This window comes from Mesorhizobium sp. NPDC059025, from assembly GCF_042739655.1.
GTDB lineage: Bacteria > Pseudomonadota > Alphaproteobacteria > Rhizobiales > Rhizobiaceae > Mesorhizobium.
In genome coordinates this window covers 64,500-88,539 of the sequence record NZ_JBHYIM010000011.1, presented here as the reverse complement: position 1 = coordinate 88,539, position 24,040 = coordinate 64,500, and the positions used below count along the sequence as shown (strand labels likewise).

Sequence of the window (24,040 nt, the reverse complement as noted above, 5' to 3'; positions counted from 1 at the left end):
CTTCGTCCTCCGCTTGCCGTAACCTGCGCGACATTAACACTTGCGTCGCGTCTTAATATGTATATACATAATTTCGACGGAGTGAAGCGGAAAAAGGCTATGGCTGAGGAGGAGAAAGGCCGGGCAGGGGCAAGCCGCATCTGGCGCAACGCGCGCCTGGCGACGCTGGCTGAAAATGCTGCCGGTCTTGGTGAAATCGAGCATGGCGCCATCGTGGCGAGCGGCGGCCGCATTGTCTATGCCGGCTCCGAAAAGGATATGCCGGCCGCGCCCGCAGGTGCCGAGGTCGTCGACTGTGAAGGTCGCTGGATCACGCCTGGCCTGATCGACTGTCACACGCATCTGATCCATGCCGGCAATCGTGCCAACGAGTTCGAGATGCGGCTGGCCGGCGCGACCTATGAAGAGGTCGCGCGTGCCGGCGGTGGCATCGTCTCGTCCGTGAAGGCGCTGCGGGCTGCGAGCGAGGATGAACTCGTTGCCCAGACGCTGCCGCGCCTCGATGCGCTGATGGCCGAAGGCGTCACCACGATCGAGGTGAAATCGGGCTATGGCCTCGATCTCGAGAATGAGAAAAAGTCCCTGAAGGCGGCGCGTCGTCTCGGTGCCGAACGCTCGGTCACGGTGCGCACGACCTTCCTCGGCGCGCATGCCTTGCCGCCGGAAGCCAACGGCGACAAGGACACCTATATCGACCTTGTGGCGAAGACGATGCTGCCGGCCATTGCCGCCGAAGGGCTGGCCGATGCGGTCGACGGCTTCTGTGAAGGCATTGCTTTCTCTCCCGAACAGATCGCGCGGGTGTTCGAGGCGGCGAAGGCGGCTGGTCTGCCGGTCAAGCTGCATGCAGACCAGCTTTCCAATCTCAACGGCGCTGCACTTGCTGCAAGCTATCGTGCGCTCTCGACCGATCACCTCGAATATACCGATGAGGCTGGCGCAGCAGCAATGGCCAAGGCCGGCACCGTCGCCGGTATCCTGCCCGGCGCCTATTATTTCATCCGCGAGACCCGAAAGCCGCCGATCGCGTTGTTTCGCCAGTACAGCGTGAAGATGGCGGTGGCGACCGACAACAATCCCGGCACCTCGCCGCTGACTTCGCTGCTGCTCACCATGAACATGGCGGCGACACTGTTCGCCATGACAGTGCAGGAATGCATCGCCGGCACGACGCGCGAAGCAGCGCGTGCGCTCGGGTTGCTTGGCGAGACCGGCACGCTGGAAGCCGGGAAATGGGCCGACCTCGCCATCTGGGACATCGAGCGGCCAGCAGAACTTGTTTATCGCATGGGCTTCAATCCGCTCCATGCCCGTATCTGGAGGGGACAATGACAGAACTCGTATTGAAGCCCGGCAATGCAACGCTGGCTGACTGGCGTGCCATCTATCGTGGCGCCACGCCGGCACTCGACCCTGCCTGCAAGGCGGCGATCGAGGCCAGCGCCAAGGCGGTCGAACGCATCGTCGCCAAGGGCGAGCCGGTCTACGGCATCAATACCGGTTTCGGCAAGCTCGCCAGCGTGCGCATTCCCGCCGCCGATCTCGAAACGCTGCAGCGCAACATCGTGTTGTCGCATGCCGCCGGCGTTGGCGAACCGATGCCGGTTGCTGTAGCGCGCCTGATGATGGCGCTAAAGATGGCGAGCCTGGCGCAGGGCGCCTCGGGCGTGCGTCAGCAGACCATCGACCTGCTGCAGAAGATGCTGGCAAACGACGTCATTCCGGTCGTGCCGGCACAAGGTTCCGTCGGCGCTTCCGGCGATCTTGCCCCGCTGTCTCACATGACTGCGGTGATGATCGGTGTCGGCGAATGCTTCACCCCGCATGGCCGCGTACCGGCCAGGGTCGCCTTTGCGTCGCATGGGCTGGAACCGGTGACACTTGGTGCCAAGGAAGGCCTGGCCTTGCTCAACGGCACGCAATTCTCGACAGCCTATGCCCTGGCCGGCCTGTTCGAAGCCGAGGTGCTCTACCAGTCGGCGCTTGTCGCCGGTGCCTTGTCGACCGACGCGGCCAAGGGCTCGGACGCGCCTTTCGACCCGCGCATTCATCTGCTGCGCAAGCATCGCGGCCAGATCGAAACGGCCGACGCCTTGCGCAGCCTGATGGCCGGCAGCGCGATCCGCGAATCCCATCGTGTCGGCGACGAACGTGTTCAGGACCCGTATTGCCTGCGCTGCCAGCCGCAGGTGATGGGCGCGGCGCTGGACGTGTTGCGCAAGGCCGCCGATACGCTGCAGACCGAAGCCAACGGTGTTACCGACAATCCGCTGATCTTCGCCGAGGATGACACCGCGCTTTCGGGCGGCAACTTCCACGCCGAGCCGGTGGCGTTCGCCGCCGACATGATCGCGCTCGCCGTCTGCGAGATCGGTTCGTTGTCGGAACGGCGCATCGCCATGCTGGTCGACCCGGCACTTTCGGGCATGCCGGCTTTCCTCACGCCGAAGCCCGGGCTCAATTCCGGCTTCATGATCCCGCAGGTGACGGCGGCCGCGCTTGTGTCGGAAAACAAGCAGAAGGCCTATCCGGCCTCGGTCGACTCCATTCCGACCTCGGCCAACCAGGAAGATCACGTCTCGATGGCGGCGCACGGCGCGCGCCGCCTCATCGGCATGATCGAGAATGCCACCGCTGTCATCGGCATCGAACTGCTCGCCGCGGCACAGGGCTGCGACTTCCATCAGCCGCTGGCGTCGAGCCAACCGCTCGAGGCGGTGCGCAAGGTACTGCGGGCGCAGGTGCCGCACCTTGACGACGACCGTCATTTCCATCCCGACATGGAAAAGGCGATCGCCCTGGTGCGTGACGGATCGCTTGCAAAGGCAGCAGAGGCGGTCAGGCTGCCGGCTGTCAGCGGAGCTGCCGGATGACCCAGCCTTCATGGCTCGAGGTCCAGCGCGGCGAGGCGCCGCTGCTGGTCAGCATCCCGCACACCGGTCTCGACCTGGCCGGGCTTGACGATCATTTCGTTTCGCCCTGGCTGGCCCGTCGAGATGCCGACTGGTGGATCGAAAAACTCTATGACTTCGCCATCGATCTCGGTGCGACTGTCGTGCGCACCGGCATCTCACGTTCCATCATCGACGTGAACCGCGATCCTTCGGGTGTTTCGTTGTATCCGGGGCAGGCCACCACCGAGCTTTGCCCGACGACGACTTTTGATGGCGAGCCGCTCTACACGACGGGGCGGGCGCCGAACGCTGAAGACGTGGCCGAACGTCGGAGGACCTACTTCGAACCTTACCACGCGGCACTGGAAACCGAGATCACCCGATTGCGCGGCCTGCACGGCAAGATCGTGCTCTATGATTGCCACTCGATCCGTTCGGTCATTCCCCGGCTGTTCGAGGGCAGGCTGCCGCTGTTCAACCTCGGCACCAATTCCGGCAACAGCACCGACCCCGTGCTGGAAAAGCAGGTCGCCGACATCATGGCCGCTACCGGGCGGCCATTCGTGGTCAATGGCCGCTTCAAGGGCGGCTGGATCACGCGTCATCACGGCAATCCGGAAGCAGGCGTCCATGCCCTGCAGATGGAACTCTCCTGCCGTGGTTACATGCTGGAGCCGGAGGGCAGGGTGGATCAGGCGAACTGGCCGAGCCGCTATGACCCGGATTTCGCTGCGCCGATGCGCAAGACATTGACCGAGATACTGACGACCGCACTCAACTGGGCGAAGGCCTGATTTTCGAGGGAGCATTCGCATGACCCAACACACCCGTATCGACAATTCCCGCACCATTCGTGCCGCAACCGGCACCGAGCTGACCGCCAAGAGCTGGCTGACCGAAGCACCGCTGCGCATGCTGATGAACAACCTCGACCCGATCGTCGCCGAAAAGCCCGGCGAGCTGGTTGTCTATGGCGGCATCGGTCGCGCGGCTCGCGACTGGCAAAGCTTCGACCGTATCGTCGGCGCGCTGCGCAACCTGGAAGCCGACGAGACGCTGCTGGTGCAGTCGGGCAAGCCGGTTGGCGTGTTCAGGACGCACAAGGACGCGCCGCGCGTCCTGCTCGCGAATTCCAACCTGGTGCCGCACTGGGCTACCTGGGACCACTTCAACGAGCTCGATAAGAAGGGCCTGATGATGTACGGCCAGATGACGGCCGGCTCCTGGATCTATATCGGCTCGCAGGGCATCGTTCAGGGTACCTACGAGACCTTCGTCGAGTTGGGTCGCCAGCATTACAATGGCGACCTGTCAGGCCGCTGGATCCTGACGGCGGGCCTGGGCGGCATGGGCGGCGCGCAGCCGCTGGCCGCAACCATGGCAGGCGCATCCTGCCTTGCCGTGGAATGCCAGGCTTCGCGCATCGAGATGCGCCTGAAGACCGGTTATGTCGACGTGCAGGCCAAGGATCTCGATGACGCTCTGGCCATTCTCGACAAGGCTGGCAAGGAAAAGAAGGCCATTTCGGTCGCCCTGCTTGGCAATGCTGCCGATGTCTTCCCCGAACTGGTACGTCGCGGCGTAAAGCCGGATGCCGTCACCGACCAGACCTCTGCTCACGATCCAGTCAATGGCTATCTGCCGCAGGGCTGGACGGTCGCAGAGTGGGAAGAGAAGCGTGAGCGCGATCCCAAGACCGTCGCCAGGGAAGCGAAGAAGTCCATGGCCGTTCACGTCAAGGCAATGCTCGACTTCCACAAGATGGGCATCCCGACCGTCGACTATGGCAACAACATCCGCCAGATGGCGCTGGAGGAGGGGGTCGAGAACGCTTTCGACTTCCCCGGCTTCGTGCCGGCCTATATCCGACCGCTGTTCTGCCGCGGCATCGGTCCGTTCCGCTGGGCCGCACTCTCGGGCGACCCGGAGGACATCTACAAGACCGACGCCAAGGTGAAGGAGCTGTTGCCCGACAACAAGCACCTGCACAACTGGCTCGACATGGCGCAGAAGCGCATCAAGTTCCAGGGGCTGCCGGCGCGCATCTGCTGGGTCGGCCTCGGCGACCGCCATCGTCTTGGTCTCGCCTTCAACGAAATGGTCGCCAGGGGCGAACTGAAGGCGCCTGTCGTCATCGGCCGCGACCATCTCGACTCCGGCTCCGTCGCTTCGCCGAACCGCGAAACGGAAGCGATGAAGGATGGCTCGGACGCGGTGTCCGACTGGCCGCTGCTCAACGCACTCCTCAACACGGCCTCGGGCGCGACCTGGGTGTCGCTACACCATGGTGGCGGCGTAGGCATGGGCTTCTCGCAGCATTCCGGCATGGTCATCGTTTGCGATGGCACCGAGGATGCGGCACACCGTCTTGAGCGGGTGTTGTGGAACGATCCGGCGACCGGCGTGATGCGCCATGCCGATGCCGGCTACGACATCGCCATCGAGTGTGCGAAGGAGCATCAGCTCAACCTGCCGGGCATTCTCGGCTAAACGTATGCGCATCCTCCGCGCCAGCGACTATCGATCCATGCCGTGGAAGAACGGCGGCGGGACGACGACCGAGATCGTCGTCTCGCCGGCCGGCGCCGGGCTTGATGATTTCGACTGGCGCATCTCCATGGCGCGCGTCGAAGCCGGTGGACCCTTTTCCGTTTTCGCCGGTATTGACCGCACGCTTTCGATCCTCGAAGGCGGAGGCATGACGCTCTCGATCGCTGGCCGCGAAGCCGTCGAGCTGACGCGTGCCAGCGCCCCTTTGCTCTTTCCCGCCGATGCGGCAACCGAAGCGACATTGCCGGCGGGACCCATTACCGACCTCAATGTGATGACCCGTCGTGGCCGTGTGCGCCACACGGTCCGTCGCCTGTCGCTCTCGGAGCCGCAGGACCTCGCCACGCAAACCGCTATCACACTCGTCTTCTGCGACGAAGGCGTCATTCAGATCGGCGAATCGCCGGCACTTGCGCTCGGTGCTCGTGACACATTGTGGCTCGACGGGGCGGGGCAGGCCTTGTCACTTCGTCCCCTGGCGCACGCCACAGTTTTCCTGATCTCCATCCAAAACGATTAAAAGCTGTTTCCAAGCGTTATCGAACCTGGCCCGAAATATCGGGTCGGGCGGTTGCGCCATCACGAAATTGCCGGAATCCTTGCCATTCGCTCCTTTCCGTTGTGAGCATGAGCGCGAGTACCACGGTTGTCGGCAAGGCAACGTCCGCTAATCTTGACGGGAAGACTGAACAAGCTCGTTCGACCCGCTTTGCTATGCAATCAATCACCTGTAAATCGATGTCAGACACCGGGGGCGCTGCGGTCGCGCCGCGACCGGTCCCCACCGCACGGATTGCTTGATGAATATTCAGACCAGCCCCGCCGAGATCCGGACCGCCACAGCGCGTTTCCCCGCCGCAGCGGAAGAGCCGATCCGGTCACAGTTTCTGCCCGAAGACAGGTTGCGGGCGCTGGGTGAAAGCCTCGCCAGAGGCGACGTCTCCGATCTTGCGGGTCTGCAACCTTTCGACTTCCAGAAGCGCATCCGCGAAAGCGCCAGGAAGATCCTCGAAGTCTACAAGCTGACCAATGCCGCCCAGGCAAGGGGCGAGACGGTTACGCCAGCCGCACAGTGGCTTCTCGACAACAATTATCTGGTCGAGGAGACGATCTATCAGATCAAGCGAGACCTGCCGCGCCGTTTCTACCGGCAACTGCCGACTTTGAAGCTGTCAGACAGCGTCAGCGTGCCGCGCGCCCTGGCGCTGGCGTGGGCTTATGTCGCCCATTCGGACAGTTCTGTCTCGGCGCAGATGTTCAAGGCGATCGTCGAGGGCTTCCAGTCGGTCGAACCGATGAAGATCGGCGAGATCTGGGTCTTGCCATCGCTGCTGCGCTTCGTGCTGATCGAGAACCTTCGCCGGCTCGCCGTTCGGGTCAATCGTTCGAGGGATCTGCGCCTCATCGCCAACGACGTTGCCGACCGCGTGCTGGCCGCCGGGGACAGTGCCGACCGGCAGGCGATCCTGGATAAGTATCAGGCCCAGGCCGCCGACACCTCATTCGCGACGCAGCTTCTCTACCGACTGCGCGACGGCTCGCAGAATGCGGGCAGGGCGCTCGAATGGCTGGAAGCCGAACTGGAGAAGTCCGGCACCGACGCCGAAAAGATCACCATCGCCGAGCACCAGACACTGTCGAGCGGCAACGTCACCACCGGCAACATCATCCGCGGCCTGCGCCTCATCAACGACGTCGACTGGACGATCTGGTTCGAGGGCGTCAGCCGCATCGATGCGCTGTTGCGCGAACGGACCAATTTCAGCGAGCTCGACTTCCCTTCGAGGGATCAGTACCGCACCGAGATCGAGGACCTCGCCAAGCGTTCGAAGCAGTCGGAATACCGCGTCGCCGAACAGGCAACCGACATGGCGGCAGCGGCCAAGGAAGCTGCAGGCGAAGCTGTGGATGCTGCCGACACCACCGATATCGGCTTCTTCCTCGTTGGCTCACGCCGGCCTGAACTCGAAAAGGCGATCGGCTATTCGCCGAGTGTGGCGCGCAGTTTCCTGCGCGCTTTCCGCAAGACCGGATGGCTGGGCATCGTGCTGCCTGTCTTCCTGCTGACGGCGCTTCTGCTCTGGTTGTCCGGCAGTGCGTTGGCAGCGCTGGGACTGCCGCTCTGGGGCATAACGCTGATGCTGGTGCTGTTCGCGGTGCCGGCGAGTGAAGGTGCGCTGGCGTTTTTCAATACCGTCTTCCTCCTGTTCCTGAAGCCGACACGTCTCGTCGGCTATGAGTACAAGGACGGCATTCCGGCTGAGGCACGAACGCTTGTCGTCGTGCCATCGCTGATCGGCTCACGCGACGATGTCGAGGAAAATGTCCGCAACATCGAAGTGCACCACCTCGCCAACATGTCGGGCGAACTTCATTTCGCGCTGCTTTCGGATTGGCCGGACAGCAAATCGGAGATCAGCACCAACGATACGGAAATCCTCGAATTTGCCCGCAGTCAGATCGCGGAACTCAACCTGCGTTATCCGACCGAAGGCGCGCCACGTTTCTATCTGCTGCACCGCCGCCGCCTCTACAACCCTGCGCAGGGTCGCTGGATGGGCTGGGAGCGCAAGCGCGGCAAGCTGCACGAACTGAACCTTTTGCTGCGTGGTGACAAGGACACCACCTTCCTGCCGCTGGAAACGCCACTGCCCGATAACGTCGTGCATGTCATGACGCTGGACGCCGATACCCGCACGACGCGCGATGCCGTTTCGAAACTGATCGGCAAGATGTGCCACCCGATGAACAAGCCGCATTTCGATGCGGAGAAGCGCAGGGTCACGGCCGGCTACGCGATCATGCAGCCGCGCATCACGCCTTCGCTCACCACCGGCGACGAAGCGTCGTTCTTCCAGCGCGTGTTCTCGGCCAATCGCGGTCTCGACCCCTATGTCTTCGCCGTTTCTGATCTCTATCAGGACGTGTTCGGCGACGGTTCCTTCACCGGCAAGGGGCTCTACCATATCGACGCCTTCGAGGCGGCGCTCAAGGGGCGTATCGAAGACAACACCGTGCTCAGCCATGATCTGCTCGAAGGCGCTTTGGCCCGCTCGGCACTCGTCACGGATGTCGAACTGGTCGAGGACTATCCGACCCGCTACTGGGTCGACGCCTCGCGCACCCATCGCTGGGCGCGTGGCGACTGGCAGTTGCTGAGTTTCATATTCGATCCGCGCTCGGGTGTTCCGGCGCTGTCCCGCTGGAAGATGATCGACAATCTGCGTCGCTCGCTGACCCCGATCTTCTGGGTGATGGCGGCGATCGCCGGCTGGACGTTGCTGCCTTTCACGCAGGCCGCCCAGTGGCAGGGACTGCTGATCCTGACGTTGTTCATGGCGCCCACCTTCGACATCGTCAACGCGATCATCCCGAAGAACAGCGACGCCACGCCGCGCGGTCATTTCTCTGCGCTCGTGCATGACATCGCCTTCGGCACCGCGATGGTGGCGCTGAAGATCGTGCTGATGGCGCATCAGGCCTGGATGATGGGCGATGCCATCATCCGTACGCTCTATCGTCTCTTCGTCAGTCGCAAGAACCTGCTCGAATGGCGCACCGCCTCGCAGGCGCATCAGGGCAGCGGCAACGACATCGGCTCTTATTATTCGATGATGTATGGCGCCGTGATCATTGGCGCCGTCGGCCTCGCCATTCCGGTTCTCGACGATTCAACCGGCGCGTTCGTCGCCTTTGCCTTCGCGCTGTTCTGGATCGGATCGCCGGCATTCGCCTGGCTGGTCAGCCGCTCGGCCGAAACGGAGGACAGGCTGCACCTGCTGCCGCAGGATGTGCACGCGTTGCGCATAGCCGCCCGCCGCACCTGGCATTACTTCGAGAACTTCGTAACAGCCGAGCAGAACCATCTGCCGCCGGACAACTTCCAGGAAAACCCGAAGCCGGTTATCGCCTCGCGCACCTCGCCCACCAACATCGGCGTCTACCTGCTGTCGGTTGTATCGGCGCGCGATTTCGGCTGGATCAGTCTTTCGGAAGCAATCGCGCGCATCGATGCCACCATGTCGACCATCGAGCGCATGGAGCGCAGCCGCGGCCACCTCTACAACTGGTACGAGACGACGACGCTCAATCCGTTGCGCCCGACCTACATTTCCGCGGTCGACAGCGGCAATCTGGCCGGCCATCTGGTGACGGTCGCCGCGACCTGCACCGAATGGGCGGAGGCACCGTCCGTCCACCTGCATGGCGACGTCGAAGGCGTGCTGGACACGGTCGCAATCCTGGACGAAAGCCTGGATGAATTGCCGGATGACCGCCGCCAGCTCAGGCCGTTGCGTCAACGTCTCGCCGATCGGCTGGACGGGATGCGCCGCGCCGTGCGCACGATCAAGGCACAGCCGGAGATGGCCCTGGCTCGTACCGTCAACCTGACGGTGCTCGCAGGAGAGATCCGCAAGCTCGCCGCAGCCATCCACGCCGAGGCCAAGTCGACGGCCAGCGACATCATCGTCGACTGGGCTGCGCGGCTGGAAGCCACCTGCGAGGCGCATGTGCAGGATGCCCAGGCCGACGAAAAGTCGGTCCAGGCCATGCGTGCCAAGCTGCTCGAACTGCACGAACGCACCCGCCGCTATGCGTTCGAAATGGAATTCGGCTTCCTGCTGCGGCAGGACCGTAAGCTGCTGTCGATCGGCTACCGTGTCGAGGAGCGCCAGCTTGACGAGGCCTGCTACGACCTGCTCGCTTCCGAATGCCGCCTGACCAGCCTGTTCGCCATCGCCAAGGGCGACCTGCCGACCGAGCACTGGTTCCGCCTGGGCCGCCCGATCGTCGAGATCGGCTTCCGGGGCGCGCTGATGTCCTGGTCCGGCTCGATGTTCGAATATCTGATGCCGCCATTGGTGATGAAGGAACCCCAGGGCTCGATTCTCAACCAGACCAGCCAGCTCATCATCAAGCGCCAGATCCAGTACGGCCGCTCGAAGGGGGTGCCGTGGGGCATCTCCGAAGCTGCATACAATGCCCGCGACCGCGAGATGAACTATCAGTACACCAACTTTGGTGTGCCAGGCCTCGGACTCAAGCGTGGTCTCGGCCAGAACACGGTCATCGCGCCTTACGCCACCATCCTGAGCGCGCAGTTCCTGCCGCGCGAGGCCGTTGCCAATCTGAAGCGCCTGAAGGAGATCGGCGCACTCGGCCGCCACGGTTACTACGATGCCGTTGACTTCACGCCGCAGCGTGTGCCGGAAGGCGCGACCTGCGCGGTCGTGCAGAACTACTTCGCGCACCATTCCGGTATGTCGATCGCAGCCATCGCCGATGCCGTCTTCGAAGGACGCCTGCGTGATCGCTTCCACAGCGACCCGGTGATCGAATCCGCCGAACTGCTGCTGCAGGAGAAGGCGCCGCGCGAGATTCCGGCTGATACGGTGCGTACGGACGCCGAGGAGCAGGCTGTCGCCGACGAGACCGAGGCGCAGACCCCCGACATGCGTGTGGTGCTCGATCCGGCCTGGGCGCTGCGCGCCACCAATTTGATGTCGAACGGGCGTTACTCCGTCATGGTGACGGCGACCGGTTCCGGTTACTCGCGCTGGGGCGACTTTGCTGTCACCCGCTGGCAGCCTGACCCGGTCGAGGACCGGCTCGGCTCCTATATCTTCCTGCGTGACGCCGACACCGGTGACTGGTGGTCGGCGACGGTTGAGCCGAAGCGTGTGCCGGGTGAAACCGCACAGGCACAGTTCTCCGACGACAAGGCGACCTTCATCAAGACCGTGCACTCACTGCGCTCCGAGGTTGAATGCATCGTCATTTCGGAAGGCAATGGCGAAGGCAGGCGGGTGACGCTCTACAACGACGGAGCCACCGACCGGCATATCGAGGTGACTTCGTTCGCTGAGCTGGTGCTAGGTCAGGAGGCGGCGGACTACGCCCATCCCGCCTTCTCTAAGATGTTCATCGAAACCGAGATCGCGCCGAACAACAACGCCATCTTCGCAACGCGGCGCAAGCGCGACGCCGGCGAGCCGGACATCGCTGCCGCTCATTTCGTGACCGACCCGTCCGGGCTTGCCCGTGATGGTGAGGCCGAGACCGATCGCCGTGCATTCATTGGCCGCGGTCGCACCATCGCTGATGCCGCTGCCTTCGATCCGGGTGCTCGACTGGAAGGACATGCCGGGTTCACGCTGGATCCCGTTGCCGCACTGCGGCGTCGGGTGCGGGTGCCGGCGAACAAGAAGATATCGCTCACTTTCTGGACCGTCACGGGGGCCAACCGTACGGAGCTGGACGAGGCAATTGCGCGGCTTGACCATGCCGAGAGCTTCGCCCGCCAGTCGATGCTGGCCTGGACCCGTTCGCAGGTGCAGACCCGCCATATGGGGTTGAGCCTGACGGATGCGTCCAACGTGCAGAAGCTCGCGCGTTATCTGATCTATCCGGATCCGTTCCTGCGTCTGCCTTCGGATGCGATTGCTCCGGGGCTCGGTCGTCAGTCCAGCCTGTGGCCGACCAGCATTTCAGGTGACTTCCCGATCTTTGCGGTGCGTATCGGCGACGTTGCCGACCTGGAGATCGTTGCCGAGGCGCTGCGTTTTCAGGAATACATGCGGGCACGCGGCATGACGGCGGATCTCGTCATCGTCAATGAGCAGGCATCGTCCTATGTGCAGGACCTGCAGCAGGCGATCGATGCGCTTTGCGAAAACAGCCGGCTGCGCGGCAACGAGTTCGGTTCGCGTCAGCACATCTTCGCGGTGCGCCGCGATCTGATGGACGAGACCACGTACAAGACGCTGCTCGCGGTCGCACGTGTGGTGCTGCACACCCGCAATGGCACGATCTTCGATCAGATCGAGCGCGCCGAGACCGCAGCGATCCAGGCACGCGATGCCTTGCATCCTGGTGGTGCCGTGGCGCTTCGTGAGACATCTGCGCCGGTGTTGCGGAAGCCAGTCAGGAAGGATGGCGCGACATCTGCAGATGGCAGTGGTCTCGACTATTGGAATGGCTATGGCGGCTTTGACAGTGATGGCCGTCACTACGTCGTTCGCCTGACGGGGGAACGCTCGACTCCGCAACCCTGGATCAATGTGGTCTCGAACGAGGCTTTCGGCTTCCATACCTCGGCGGAAGGCGCCGGGTTCACCTGGAGCCGCAACAGTCGTGACTATCAGTTGACGCCCTGGTCGAATGACCCGGTCACGAACCGTCCAGGTGAAGGCATCTACATCCACGATCTCGGCAGCGGTGAATCCTACTCACCGACGGCCGCGATGCTGCGCGACCCGGCCATGGTCTACGAAGCCTGGCATGGGCAGGGTTTCTCGACGTTCCGAACCAAGCGCGGCGCACTGTCGATGGATCTGACCCACGTCGTCGATCCCGCCGACCCGGTACGCATTTCGCGCCTGCGCATCCAGAATGCCGGATCGACACCCGTCAGGTTGCGCATCTACGCCTATGCTGAATGGGTGCTGGGCAGCCATCGTTCGAAAACGGCGGCCACAATCCTCTCGCAGCGCGACGAGGCCACCGGAGCCCTGCTTGCGCAGAACCCGTATGGGCTCGACTTCAGTGACCGTGTGGCTTTCCTGGCCAGCGATCGCGAGCCGCAGTCGTTCACGGCCGACAGGCAGGAGTTCCTCGGCCGCGACGGAAGCACGGCGATGCCGCAGTCCGCCGTCGCGGGCGTGGCCTTGTCCGGCCGCGTCGAGGCGGGCGACGATCCGTGCGCTGCTCTGTCGCGCGATGTCGACATTCCAGCAGGCGGCGACGTGACCTTGCTCTGGCTGATGGGGGATGCGGGTTCCGCCGAAGAAGCAAGCGCTTTGGTCAAGACGCATCGTGCCAGGGATTTCGACAAAAGGCTGGCCGAGAACGAACGCAGCTGGCGTGGTTTCCTCGATACGATCCAGGTCGAGACGCCGGACAAGGCGCTCAACGCCATGGTCAACCACTGGCTGCCGTACCAGGCATTGGCCTGCCGCATCCGTGCGCGCTCGGCCTTCTACCAGGCGAGCGGCGCCTTCGGTTTCCGCGACCAGCTGCAGGATACGCTGGCCCTGCTGGCCCATGACCCGTCGCTGGCACGCGAGCAGATCCTGAACGCAGCCCGGCGGCAGTTCCCGGAAGGCGACGTACAGCATTGGTGGCTGCCTCGTACCGGTGCCGGCGTGCGCACGATGATCTCAGACGATGTCGTCTGGCTGGCTCATGCCGTCTCACGTTACATCCTCGTCACCGGAGACAAGGCGATCCTGAAGGAAGCGCTGCCGTTCATCGAGGGCAAGCCGCTGGCCGAGGGCGAGCACGATTCCTTCTTCGAACCGCAGGTCTCGAAGACGAGTGTTCCACTCTATGAACACTGCGCGCGGGCATTGGATCTCGCCATCCAGAGAACCGGTGTCGACGGCCTGCCGCTGATCCTCGGCGGCGACTGGAATGACGGCATGAACCGCGTCGGTATCGGCGGCAAGGGCGAGAGCGTCTGGCTGGGCTGGTTCCTGCTGAGGACGCTCACGGACTTTGCTCCGGTGGCCAAATCGCAAAGCGATGCCAAACGTGCCAAGGCCTGGGAAGCGCATGCGGCCAGCCTGAAGCGGGCGCTGGAGAATGCGGCATGGGACGGTGAGTGGTACCGCCGCGGCAGTTTCGACGATGGTTCGCCGCTCGGCTCGCGCAGGTCCGACGAATGCAAGATCGACTCGATCGCGCAATCTTGGAGCGTGCTGTCGGGTGAGGGCGACCCCGCCCGCTCGCAGACAGCGATGGATCAGGCGGTCAAATATCTCGTCGACGACGAGCTCAAGATCGTGAAGTTGTTCACGCCACCTTTCTCCAGGACGGAGAAGGATCCCGGTTACATCAAGAGCTATCCACCAGGCGTGCGCGAAAATGGCGGCCAGTATACGCACGCCGCGACGTGGTTCGTCATCGCGCTGGCCGAGATGGGCCGGACCGACGAGGCCTACCGCTGCTTCTCGATGCTCAATCCGGTCAATCACGCACTGGATGATGCGGCAGCCGAACACTATCGCGTTGAACCCTACGTGGTTGCGGCCGACATCTATGCCGGTGAAGGCAAGGGCGGCCGTGGCGGCTGGACCTGGTATACCGGCTCGGCTGGATGGCTCTATCGTGCCGCTGTGGAAGGGATCCTCGGCATCGAGCGGCGTGGCAACCGCATCGAGATCACCCCGAAACTGCCGAAGGAATGGGAAGGTTATTCGGCGAAGCTCAAGATCGGCGGCACCGAACACGCCGTCCGTGTGGTACGCGCCAAGGGCACCAAGACCATCTCGCTGGAGGTTGATGGGGCCAAGGTGAAAGGTAACGCTTTCGACCTGAAGGATGGCGGTTCCAGCGAGATTATTGTCAAGATTCCAGCCTGATAGAGGCGGAAATGGTTCCGGAGGCCTTTGGAAAGGCCTCCGGTTGCTCAAAAATGCGGCAGCAATGGGTGTCTGCCGCAATTTTGCCGCAGGGTTGGGATTTCACCTTTTATCTCAAACCGTTACGCGATCACGGCAGATTTCTGCCCGTTGTCATGTTTTGTTCGTCGGAACGGAGCAGAAGGCATAGGCGGGCATTGTTTTGCCACCCATCTAGGGCTAGGTGTTCACCGCAATAATGCGGCGCACTATGGATCGTTACGCGGGAGTAATTGGGTTGTCCCTGCTGCAAATCTACTGGAGAGCGCTCGGCTACCTCACCGCCGACAAGAAGCGTCTCGTCCTGATCTGCATGGCGAACGTCATGCTCGCGATGGTCGCGGTTTACGAACCGATGCTGTTGGGTAAGGTCATCGGCGCGATCGCCGAACGCACCAACCCGTTCAGCGAACTGGTCATGTGGGCAGGCCTCGGCGCCTTCAACATCATCGCAGTCGTGCTGGTCGCTCGCGGTGCTGACCGCTTCGCTCACAAGCGTCGCTCGGAAGTGCTGTGTGAATCCTTCGAACGCGTCATCACCATGCCGCTCGCATGGCACCAGCAGCGCGGCACCTCCAACTCGCTGCAGACGCTGCTGCGCGCGGTCGAGTCACTTTTCACGCTGTGGCTGGAGTTCATGCGCCAGCATCTGTCGACCGTTGTCGCACTGGTGTTCCTGGTGCCGACGGCGATCAGCCTCGACGCGCGCATGTCCGCGGTTCTCCTCGTGCTTGGCGTGTTCTATTTCGCCATCGGCCGTCTGGTCATGCGCAAGACCAAGCAGGGTCAGGCCAACGTCGAGCGTCACTATCACACCGTATTCGCTCACGTGACGGATTCCGTCAGCAACGTCGCCGTGCTGCAGAGCTACAACCGCATCGGCCACGAGGCCGACACCCTGAAGCGTTACATCAAGGATCTGCTCAACGCGCAGAACCCGGTTCTCGACTGGTGGGCTCTGGCCAGCGCCATGAACCGGCTGTCGTCGACGGTCTCCATGATGGTCGTTCTGATGATCGGTTCCTACCTGGTCATGCACGGCGAACTGCGCATCAGCGACGTCGTTGCCTTTACCGGTTTCGCCACGCTGCTGATCGGCCGTCTCGACCTCGTCTCGAATTTCGTGACGCAGATCTCCGAAGCCCGTGCCAAGCTTGAAGAGTTCTACAAACTCGAAGAGGATTCCGCCGAAGCCGCCGAGCCGGAGGGTCTGCGCGATCTCGGCAAGGTCACCGGCCATATCCAGTTCGAGAATGTCAGCTTCAACTTCGCCAACTCCACGCAGGGCGTCGAAGATGTTTCCTTCGAGGTGAAGGCTGGCCAGACGGTTGCCATTGTCGGTCCGACGGGTGCGGGCAAGACCACGCTCATCAATCTCCTGCAGCGGGTCCACACGCCGAGTGAAGGACGCATTCTCGTCGACGGCATCGATACACGTACGGTGACCCGCAAGTCGCTGCGTCATTCGATCGCTACGGTCTTCCAGGATGCTGGCCTGCTCAATCGCTCGATCGAAGACAACATCCGTGTCGGTCGTGACAGCGCGACCAACGAAGAGGTGCACGCAGCTGCCAACGCCGCCGTGGCGCAGGACTTCATTCTCGCCAAGAGCGACGGCTACGACACCGTCGTCGGCGAACGTGGTGGCCAGTTGTCGGGTGGCGAGCGTCAGCGTATCGCCATTGCCCGCGCCGTGCTGAAGGATGCGCCGATCCTCGTCCTGGACGAAGCGACCAGTGCGCTCGACGTCGAGACCGAAGGCAGGGTCAAGGAAGCGCTCGATGATCTGCGGCGCGATCGCACCACTTTCGTCATTGCTCACCGCCTGACAACGGTGCGCGACGCCGACCTCGTCATCTTCATGGACAAGGGCAACGTCGTCGAGATGGGCGGCTTCCAGGAGCTGTCGATGCGCAACGGCCGCTTCGCTTCGCTGTTGCGCGCCGGTGGCCTGCTTGCCGACGAAGAGGGGCCGCGGCTCAGCATCGTGTCGGTGACCGGCGAGGCCGCCTGACCACAGGAAACTTGCCCTCGGACGCTGGCGAGTGAAATCTTGCACCGCGCATCCTTTCCAGGGTGCGCGGTGTTGTCCTTTCGACATGGCTTCAAAGCTTGATCGAAAGGTTTTAAGAACACCTCATGAGCGAAACGAGCACACGCCCCTCGAGTTGGGCAGACCTGGCCAACCCAACGCGCTTTGTGGCGTTGGCCGACAGGCTGGTGCCTTGGCTGACGGGCATCGCGACGGTCGTGCTCGCAGTCGGGCTTTACATGAGTTTCACCGCGCCGGAAGACTTCCAGCAAGGCATAACCGTCCGCATCATGTACATCCATGTGCCGTTCGCCTGGCTCTCCATGATGTGCTACTCGCTGATGGCCGTTTCGGCTATAGGAACGCTGGTCTGGCGCCATCCATTGGCCGATGTTTCTTTGAAGGCAGCAGCGCCCATTGGCGCGGTGTTTACCGCATTGGCGCTGATCACCGGCTCGATATGGGGCAAGCCGATGTGGGGCACATGGTGGGTCTGGGACGCCCGCCTGACCTCGGTCTTTGTGCTGTTCCTGATGTATCTCGGTATTATCGCGCTGACCCGGGCGCTGGATGACGCTGCGCGCGCGGCCTGGGCTGCCGCGATCATAACGCTCGTCGGCTTCATCAACATCCCGATCATCAAGTTTTCGGTGGAATGGTGGAATACGTTGCATCAGCCGGCCTCGGTGTTCCGGCTGGACGGACCGACGATCGATCCAAGCCTGCTTTGGCCGCTGTTGGTGATGGCAATCGGCTTCACGGTTCTGTTCTTTGCGTTGCACATGATTGCGATGCGCACGGAGATCCGTCGCCGCCGTGTGATTGCCATGCGCCGCATGGCGGCACGGCGCGCCGACGCCTGACGCACGCATCGACAGCAGGCGGGCGTTGCGCTATGCGAAATGCCCAGGCAGGTTCCGCAAAAGTGTCCCGCGGTTTTGCGACGAGAACCTGCCAAAGGATAACCGCTCTCACAGGACCGTCCTCATGAAACGTTCGACCGTCAACGCCATCATTCGCGAGGGCGATGCCTTCATCCGTTCCTTCAGGTACGTCATGCCGCCTTTCGCCTATTGGACGCCTGAGGACATGAAGGCGCGTCGCGGCACATCCGCTGGCGTGTTCGACTCCCGGCTCGGTTGGGACATCACCGACTACGGCCAGGGCAAGTTCGATGAGCTCGGGCTCTTCCTGTTCACGGTGCGCAACGGCCGCTTCGAGGACATGAAGAAGGGTGCCGGCATGCTGTATGCCGAAAAGATCATGATTACGCGCAAGGACCAGCTGTCGCCGATGCACAGGCATGTGATCAAGGCGGAAGACATCATCAACCGCGGCGGCGGCAAGCTGGTGCTGGAGCTGTTCATGCCCGATGCGGAAGGCGGTATCGATCCGAAGGCCGAAGTCTCGGTTCCGGTCGATGGAACCATTCGCAAGCTGCCGGCCGGCGGCCTGCTCAAGCTCGATCCAGGCGAGAGCGTCACGCTGCTGCCCGGCGTCTGGCACGCCTTCTGGGCAGAGGGCAAGGATGTGCTGATCGGCGAGGTCTCGACCGTCAACGACGATCTCACCGACAATATCTTCCGCGATCCGATCGGCCGCTTCTCAGATATCGAGGAAGATGAGGCGCCGCTGCACCTGCTTGTCTCCGACTACGAACGCTGGGTCGGCTGATCCCGTCTCTTGCTTGTCGTACGCGCTGGGAGAAATCCGGCGCGTATCCCCACTTTGAACCTTTGGTGGCGAGATCGTTCGTTTGAATCGAATGATTCGACACGAACAATGCGTTGGATTGATAGGATGGAGAATGGCATTCCAATTCCACCTGGAATTGGAGAATGTCGTGTCTGCCGTATCATTTGATCGCCCGATCGCCCCGCCCGTCGAGATGGGCAAGCCGGCGTCCGCCAGCAAAACCACGATCTGGCCTGGCGTGGTGCTGGCGGTGATCGTCGCGGCCTCGGCCTTTTCGATGCGCGAACTGCCGGGGCTCGGCATTTTCAGCCCGATGATCCTGGCCGTCATCGTCGGCATCGTCTTTGCAAATCTGGTCGGCCTGCCGGCCAACACGCGCGCCGGTATCGCGTTCTGCCAACGGACGCTGCTCCGGTTTGCCATCGTTCTGCTGGGCTTCCAGTTGACGGTCACGCAACTGGGCGCGATCGGACTCGGCGGTGTCGCGATCGTTGCATCGTCGCTGCTGGCAACCTTCTGCTTCACACTCGGTCTGGGCCGGCTGCTCGGTGTCGATCGCAAGCTTGCCGAGTTGATCGCGGCCGGAACCTCGATCTGCGGAGCTTCTGCCATCGTAGCAACCAATGCGGTGACTAACGCCAGTGACGAGGATGTTGCCTATGCCGTCGCTTCGGTCACGCTGTTTGGCACCATCGCGATGCTTGGCTATCCGCTGTTGGCCAGTACGGCAGGGCTCGATCAGCATGGTTTCGGCCTCTGGGCGGGTGCTTCCATCCACGAGATCGCCCAGGTGATCGGTGCCGGCTTCCAGGTTGGCCCGCAGGCAGGCGAAATCAGCACAATTGCCAAGCTGGCACGGGTCGCCTTGCTGGCGCCGATGGTGATAGCGCTCGGCGTCATGGCTGCACGGGGCAGGGTTACGGAAAAGACCACCAAGCCACCCATGCCATGGTTCGTGTTTGCCTTTGTCGCCGTTGTCGCGTTGAACAGTGCTGTTGAAGTGCCGGCCGAAGCCAAGTCGCTGATCGTTTTCGCCACGACCTTCATGTTGACGGTCGGCCTGGCGGCGATGGGCTTGCAGACTCATATCGGCAAGATACGCTCACGCGGTCTTCGCCCCTTGCTGCTTGCGCTTTCGGCATTTGCCTTTATCGCTTGCTTCAGCCTGCTGCTGGTCAAACTGGCAGGCTAGCGCATCGGCTTGAAAGTCGGGTTCGATTTTCGGCATGCACGATGTGCCGATTGAGAAGTTTAGAGCGCCTCCAGATGGATTTATGGCGCTCTAAGGAGTTCGCATGACGCTGGAGCAGTTGCGCATTTTTGTTGCCGTCGCAGAGCGCGAGCACGTGACCAATGCGGCGCGTGATCTCAATCTGACGCAATCGGCGACAAGCGCCGCCGTGGCTGCACTTGAGGCGCGCTATGCCACGAAGCTGTTCGATCGTGTCGGCCGCCGCATCGCGCTGACCGATGCCGGACGCCTTTTCCTGATCGAGGCAAAAGCGGTCCTGGCGCGCGCGACAGCGGCTGAACTGGTACTCGCAGATCTTGCCGGGTTGAAAGTCGGCTCCCTTGGTCTCGCCGCCAGCCAGACGGTCGGCAATTATTGGCTGCCGCCATTCATTCACGCTTTCCGCTCTCAGCATGCCGGCATCGCGGTTTCGCTCACAATGGGCAACACCGAGACGGTCGCGGCTCAGGTGCGCGATGGCGAGGCCAACCTCGGCTTTGTCGAGGGTGAAGTCGACGAGCCGACCTTGGCCGTCACCACGGTGGCTGATGACGAGATGGTGCTTCTTGCGCCGCCCGATCATCCCTGGAGCCGACTTGGCGAGGACGCCAGACCTTCGCTTGCCTCAACCAGCTGGATCCTGCGCGAAAGCGGTTCCGGCACGCGATCTACCCTTGCCGCCATGCTCCGGCAGCAGGGAATTGCGGAAACCGATATCGATATTGGCCTGGTGCTCCCGACCAACGAAGCCGTGCGGACGGCTGTCGCGGCCGGGGCAGGCGTCACGGTGATGTCTCGTCTTGTTGCGGCCAATGCACTTGCCGCCGGCAACTTGATCGCGATCGACTATCCGGTGCCGCGCCGCAAGTTTTTCATGTTGCACCACAAGGAGCGGTACGTCACGGCCGCCGAGACCGAGTTCATGCGGCTGATCGGCGAAGGCACACAGGACAGTAGCGGGCATCGCCTCCCGGTCAGGTCACCAGCCTGAGCATCTTCAGCACACGCTCGAACATGGCGCCATAAGGAGGATGCAGCAGCGCTCCGCCATTGAAGCGCGATTGCAGGAAGACGGGCTTCTCCTTGCTGAAGGTGCGGAACCCCCATTCGCCGTGATAGGCGCCGGTACCGCTGGCGCCGACGCCACCGAAGGGTTGGCGCTCCTGGGCGATATGCAGCAGGCAATCGTTGATGGTCACGCCGCCGGCGACGGTTTCGTGCAACACACGTTCGCGCGCCGTGGAATCGGTGCCGAACCAATAGAGCGCAAGCGGCCGGTCATGCCGGTTCACGTGAGCGATTGCGTCGTCCAGAGACGCATATTCGAGGATCGGCAACACAGGCCCGAAAATCTCCTCGCGCATCAGGCGACTGTCTTCCGGTGCTTTCTCGACCAGCGTCGGGGCGAACTTGCGGCCTTCGGCGGGAAGTGTCTCGTTTGCCGGATTAATCTCGGTCACGACCGCGCCGCCGGCAGCCGCTTCTTCGACCAGGCTCTTCAGCCGCTGGTAGTGACGGTCGGAGACGATCGAGCTGTAGTCGGCGTTGGTTTTCAAACTCGGATAGAGTTTCCGCACTGACTCGGCAAACCGCTTTGTCAAAGCAGAGGCCTGCCCCCGCGGCACCATCACATAGTCGGGGGCGATGCAGGTCTGGCCGGCATTGAGCAGCTTGCCGAAGACAATGCTGCGCACGGCCGCGTCCATGTCACAGGAAGGATCGAGGATCGCCGGCGACTTGCCGCCCAGCTCCAGCGTCACCGGTGTCAGGTTGGCAGCGGCGGCGAGCGCCACATGGCGGCCGACCGCCGTCGAACCGGTGAAGATAAGGTGATCAAACGGCAGGGAGACGAAAGCCTTTCCGGTCTCGGCATCGCCGGTGACGACGTCGACTTCCTCTGGCGCAAAATGCTCGGCCACCAGATCGGCGAGTAGGGTCGAAAAGCGCGGGGTCAGCTCGGAAGGTTTCATCAGCACCCGGTTGCCGGCTGCGAGCGCTGCCGTTGCCGGGGCAACAGCAAGTTGGAACGGATAGTTCCACGGCGAGACGACGCCGACCACGCCGAGAGGCTGCGGCACGAGGCGGTTCTTCCCCGGTAGAAACGGCAGGCTGGTGCCGACGCTGCGCGCACGCATCCAGGAACCGACATGCGAGAGCGCATGATTGATACCGGCGCGCACCACGAAGAGCTCAGCAAAGCGCGTCTCATGTGCTGAACGGCTACCGAAATCGGCATCGATGGCGTCGCAGATCGCCTGTTCGTGACTTTCGGTCAGCGCCTGCAGGCGTTTCAGGCGATCCTTGCGGACGGAAAGAGATGGAAACGGCTCCGCTGCGAAGGCGCGTCGCTGCATGTCGAAGCGCTCGCGCAGCAAATCGGGTTTGACATGCAACATGGTCAGCTCCACCCCTGCTTGATCGTTCTGCTGCAAAGCATTGAAAACGTATAAAGCTTGCTGCCGCACTGGAATACTCCGTACGCATACGGGAATGGAACGCCCGATTTGGTCGAGCGTCAACAGCTTTGTGACGGACCAGAAGCTGCCGGAACGGAAGGTTTGCGCTCGTTTATTGTGTGCCGAGGGGCGGGCCAAGGCTGCTGAAAGCTACCCTGGCCAACATCTCGGCACACTTGAAGACAGGAAAATCAGCCTGTCGCGAGAATGAAGTCGGCACACCGGTCGGCGATCATGATCGTCGGCGCGTTGGTGTTGCCGCTGACAAGGCGCGGCATGATCGAGGCATCGCAAATGCGCAAGCGTGGCACCCCGCGTACCCGAAGCTGCGTGTCGACCACAGCCGCATCGTCTGTGCCCATCCGGCAGGTTCCGACCGGGTGATAGACGGTCTTGGCTGTCTGCATGATGTGATCGACGATCTTCTCTTCCGCCAGGTCAGTCGCTCCGCCCGGCTTGAGTTCTTCGCGGATCACCGCCTGCAGGGCGGGCTGGCGCAATATGTTGCGCGCCACTTTCACGCCTTCGACAAGCAACTTCAGGTCATCGGGTTCCGAAAGGAAGCCGGTTGCGAACTGGATCGGATCGTTCGGATCGCGCGAGCGCAATTCCACCTTGCCGCGCGATTTGGGTCGCAGCACGCAAGGGTTCAGCTCCATGCCATGCTCGGCCACCGACCCGTGCACTGCATTCTCGATCATCACCGGCAGTACATGGAACTGGATATCCGGTCGTCCGTCACCATCGGTATCGAAGAAACCGCCGCTCTCAACGACATTCGACGTGAGCAGGCCGGTGCCGAACAACATATATTGCAACCCGTGGCGCAGCGCCTTCAGACCCTTGTCCTGGCCGAGCAGCGAGATCGGCTCGCGAGTCGCTGCATAGACCGGTGTCGCAACATGATCCTGCAGGTCCTTGCCGACGCCTGCCATGTCGCGGACAACCGGAATGCCCAGTTCCGTGAGGTGCGCCGCAGGGCCCAGCCCCGACAGCATCATGATCTTCGGCGTCGCCAGAGCGCCCGCAGCCAGGATCACTTCTTCCCTGGCAGTGGCTTGCACCACCCGCCCGTCGGCGGTCGTGTAGGAAAGTCCGCTCGCCGCGCCATTCTCCAGCGTCAGCGTGTTCACCTGTGCATCGGTGACGACAGTCAGTTTGGCATTGCCGGCGAGTGGTTTCAGGAACACCGTCGCCGCCGACTGGCGGACGCCATCGAGCGTGGTGAGCTGGTAAAATCCGACACCTTCCTGGCGTTCACCGTTGAAGTCGTCATTGTAGCGGTATCCGGCCTGCTGCGCGGCTTTCACATAGGCAAGCGAAAGCGGATGCCTGTGGCGGGCATCCGACACGGGCAAGGGGCCATCTGTACCGTGATAGCTACCGTCCAGCCGTTCGTTGCGCTCAAGTCGCCGGAAAACCGGCAGCACGTCGTCCCAGCCCCAGCCAGGGCAGCCTAGGTCGCGCCAAGTGTCGTAGTCTTCGTGCTGGCCTCGGATATAAAGCATCGCGTTGATGGAGGAGCCGCCACCCAGTGTGCGCCCCTGCGGGATCGGCAGCCGCCGTCCGCCGACATTCGGCTCTTGCTCCGACTCGTAGATGAAGCTGCGATTGGTGCCGATGACCTTGGCAAAGGTCGCTGGCATATGGATGAACTTGTCATTGTCACACGGCCCGGCCTCCAGCAGCAGGACGCGTTTGCCGGCTTTCACCAGCCGGTTGGCAATGGTGCAGCCGGCCGATCCCGCGCCGGCGACGATGTAGTCGAAGATCTCCGTCAT

Annotated in this window: 13 protein-coding genes; 11 read left to right on the top strand and 2 right to left on the bottom strand. The window is 62.6% G+C overall.

Features of this window, described 5'->3' with window-relative positions; all coding sequences use genetic code 11:
• Positions 1-99 precede the first annotated feature (99 nt).
• The 11 genes from hutI (at position 100) to ACFWYE_RS23310 (ending at position 20,794) form a co-directional block, all read left to right on the top strand.
• Positions 100-1,332 carry an imidazolonepropionase gene (gene hutI / locus ACFWYE_RS23360; RefSeq protein ID WP_379114660.1) on the top strand — a complete coding sequence of 411 codons (1,233 nt, stop codon included), beginning with the start codon at positions 100-102 and terminating at the stop codon, positions 1,330-1,332.
• Positions 1,329-2,873 carry a histidine ammonia-lyase gene (hutH, locus tag ACFWYE_RS23355; RefSeq protein WP_379114658.1) on the top strand — a complete coding sequence of 515 codons (1,545 nt, stop codon included), beginning with the start codon at positions 1,329-1,331 and terminating at the stop codon, positions 2,871-2,873. The genes hutI and hutH overlap by 4 nt, the downstream gene beginning before the upstream one ends.
• Positions 2,870-3,688 (top strand): N-formylglutamate deformylase, encoded by an 819-nt coding sequence (gene hutG / locus ACFWYE_RS23350; protein ID WP_379114656.1) that lies wholly within the window; start codon positions 2,870-2,872, stop codon positions 3,686-3,688. The genes hutH and hutG overlap by 4 nt, the downstream gene beginning before the upstream one ends.
• 19 nt (positions 3,689-3,707) lie before the next feature.
• Positions 3,708-5,384: a urocanate hydratase gene (gene hutU, locus ACFWYE_RS23345; protein ID WP_379114654.1), complete on the top strand. Its 1,677-nt coding sequence runs from the start codon at positions 3,708-3,710 to the stop codon at positions 5,382-5,384.
• A 4-nt stretch (positions 5,385-5,388) separates the two neighbouring features.
• Positions 5,389-5,964, top strand: coding sequence for a HutD family protein (locus tag ACFWYE_RS23340; RefSeq protein WP_379114652.1), 576 nt, complete (start codon positions 5,389-5,391; stop codon positions 5,962-5,964).
• 280 nt (positions 5,965-6,244) lie between these two features.
• Positions 6,245-14,806 carry a GH36-type glycosyl hydrolase domain-containing protein gene (locus tag ACFWYE_RS23335; protein WP_379114650.1) on the top strand — a complete coding sequence of 2,854 codons (8,562 nt, stop codon included), beginning with the start codon at positions 6,245-6,247 and terminating at the stop codon, positions 14,804-14,806.
• 277 nt (positions 14,807-15,083) lie between these two features.
• Positions 15,084-16,859: a glucan ABC transporter ATP-binding protein/ permease gene (locus ACFWYE_RS23330; protein ID WP_379071343.1), complete on the top strand. Its 1,776-nt coding sequence runs from the start codon at positions 15,084-15,086 to the stop codon at positions 16,857-16,859.
• Between the two features lie 125 nt (positions 16,860-16,984).
• Positions 16,985-17,740, top strand: a complete 756-nt coding sequence (locus ACFWYE_RS23325) for a heme ABC transporter permease (RefSeq protein WP_379071339.1) — start codon at positions 16,985-16,987, stop codon at positions 17,738-17,740.
• 124 nt (positions 17,741-17,864) lie between these two features.
• Positions 17,865-18,551: a D-lyxose/D-mannose family sugar isomerase gene (locus ACFWYE_RS23320; protein ID WP_379114648.1), complete on the top strand. Its 687-nt coding sequence runs from the start codon at positions 17,865-17,867 to the stop codon at positions 18,549-18,551.
• Between the two features lie 214 nt (positions 18,552-18,765).
• Positions 18,766-19,764, top strand: a complete 999-nt coding sequence (locus ACFWYE_RS23315) for a YeiH family protein (RefSeq protein ID WP_379114767.1) — start codon at positions 18,766-18,768, stop codon at positions 19,762-19,764.
• Positions 19,765-19,867: 103 nt separating this feature from the next.
• Positions 19,868-20,794 (top strand): LysR family transcriptional regulator, encoded by a 927-nt coding sequence (locus ACFWYE_RS23310; protein WP_379114646.1) that lies wholly within the window; start codon positions 19,868-19,870, stop codon positions 20,792-20,794.
• Here ACFWYE_RS23310 and ACFWYE_RS23305 read toward each other — a convergent pair.
• The gene (locus ACFWYE_RS23305; RefSeq protein WP_379073053.1) at positions 20,778-22,199 is read right to left on the bottom strand and encodes a coniferyl aldehyde dehydrogenase; all 1,422 of its coding nucleotides are present in this window, start codon (positions 22,197-22,199) and stop codon (positions 20,778-20,780) included. The two genes, ACFWYE_RS23310 and ACFWYE_RS23305, sit on opposite strands and share 17 nt — an antisense overlap.
• A 251-nt stretch (positions 22,200-22,450) precedes the next feature.
• Positions 22,451-24,040, bottom strand: a complete 1,590-nt coding sequence (locus ACFWYE_RS23300; RefSeq protein WP_379114644.1) for a GMC family oxidoreductase — start codon at positions 24,038-24,040, stop codon at positions 22,451-22,453.

Coding starts and splice junctions, on each gene's coding strand:
- ACFWYE_RS23310 (WP_379114646.1), top strand. CDS start 19,868: ATGACGCTGGAGCAGTTGCGCATTTTTGTTGCCGTCGCAGAGCGCGAG.
- hutH (WP_379114658.1), top strand. CDS start 1,329: ATGACAGAACTCGTATTGAAGCCCGGCAATGCAACGCTGGCTGACTGG.
- ACFWYE_RS23300 (WP_379114644.1), bottom strand. CDS start 24,040: ATGACGGAGATCTTCGACTACATCGTCGCCGGCGCGGGATCGGCCGGC.
- ACFWYE_RS23305 (WP_379073053.1), bottom strand. CDS start 22,199: ATGTTGCATGTCAAACCCGATTTGCTGCGCGAGCGCTTCGACATGCAG.
- hutG (WP_379114656.1), top strand. CDS start 2,870: ATGACCCAGCCTTCATGGCTCGAGGTCCAGCGCGGCGAGGCGCCGCTG.
- ACFWYE_RS23315 (WP_379114767.1), top strand. CDS start 18,766: ATGGGCAAGCCGGCGTCCGCCAGCAAAACCACGATCTGGCCTGGCGTG.
- hutU (WP_379114654.1), top strand. CDS start 3,708: ATGACCCAACACACCCGTATCGACAATTCCCGCACCATTCGTGCCGCA.
- ACFWYE_RS23320 (WP_379114648.1), top strand. CDS start 17,865: ATGAAACGTTCGACCGTCAACGCCATCATTCGCGAGGGCGATGCCTTC.
- ACFWYE_RS23325 (WP_379071339.1), top strand. CDS start 16,985: ATGAGCGAAACGAGCACACGCCCCTCGAGTTGGGCAGACCTGGCCAAC.
- hutI (WP_379114660.1), top strand. CDS start 100: ATGGCTGAGGAGGAGAAAGGCCGGGCAGGGGCAAGCCGCATCTGGCGC.
- ACFWYE_RS23340 (WP_379114652.1), top strand. CDS start 5,389: ATGCGCATCCTCCGCGCCAGCGACTATCGATCCATGCCGTGGAAGAAC.
- ACFWYE_RS23335 (WP_379114650.1), top strand. CDS start 6,245: ATGAATATTCAGACCAGCCCCGCCGAGATCCGGACCGCCACAGCGCGT.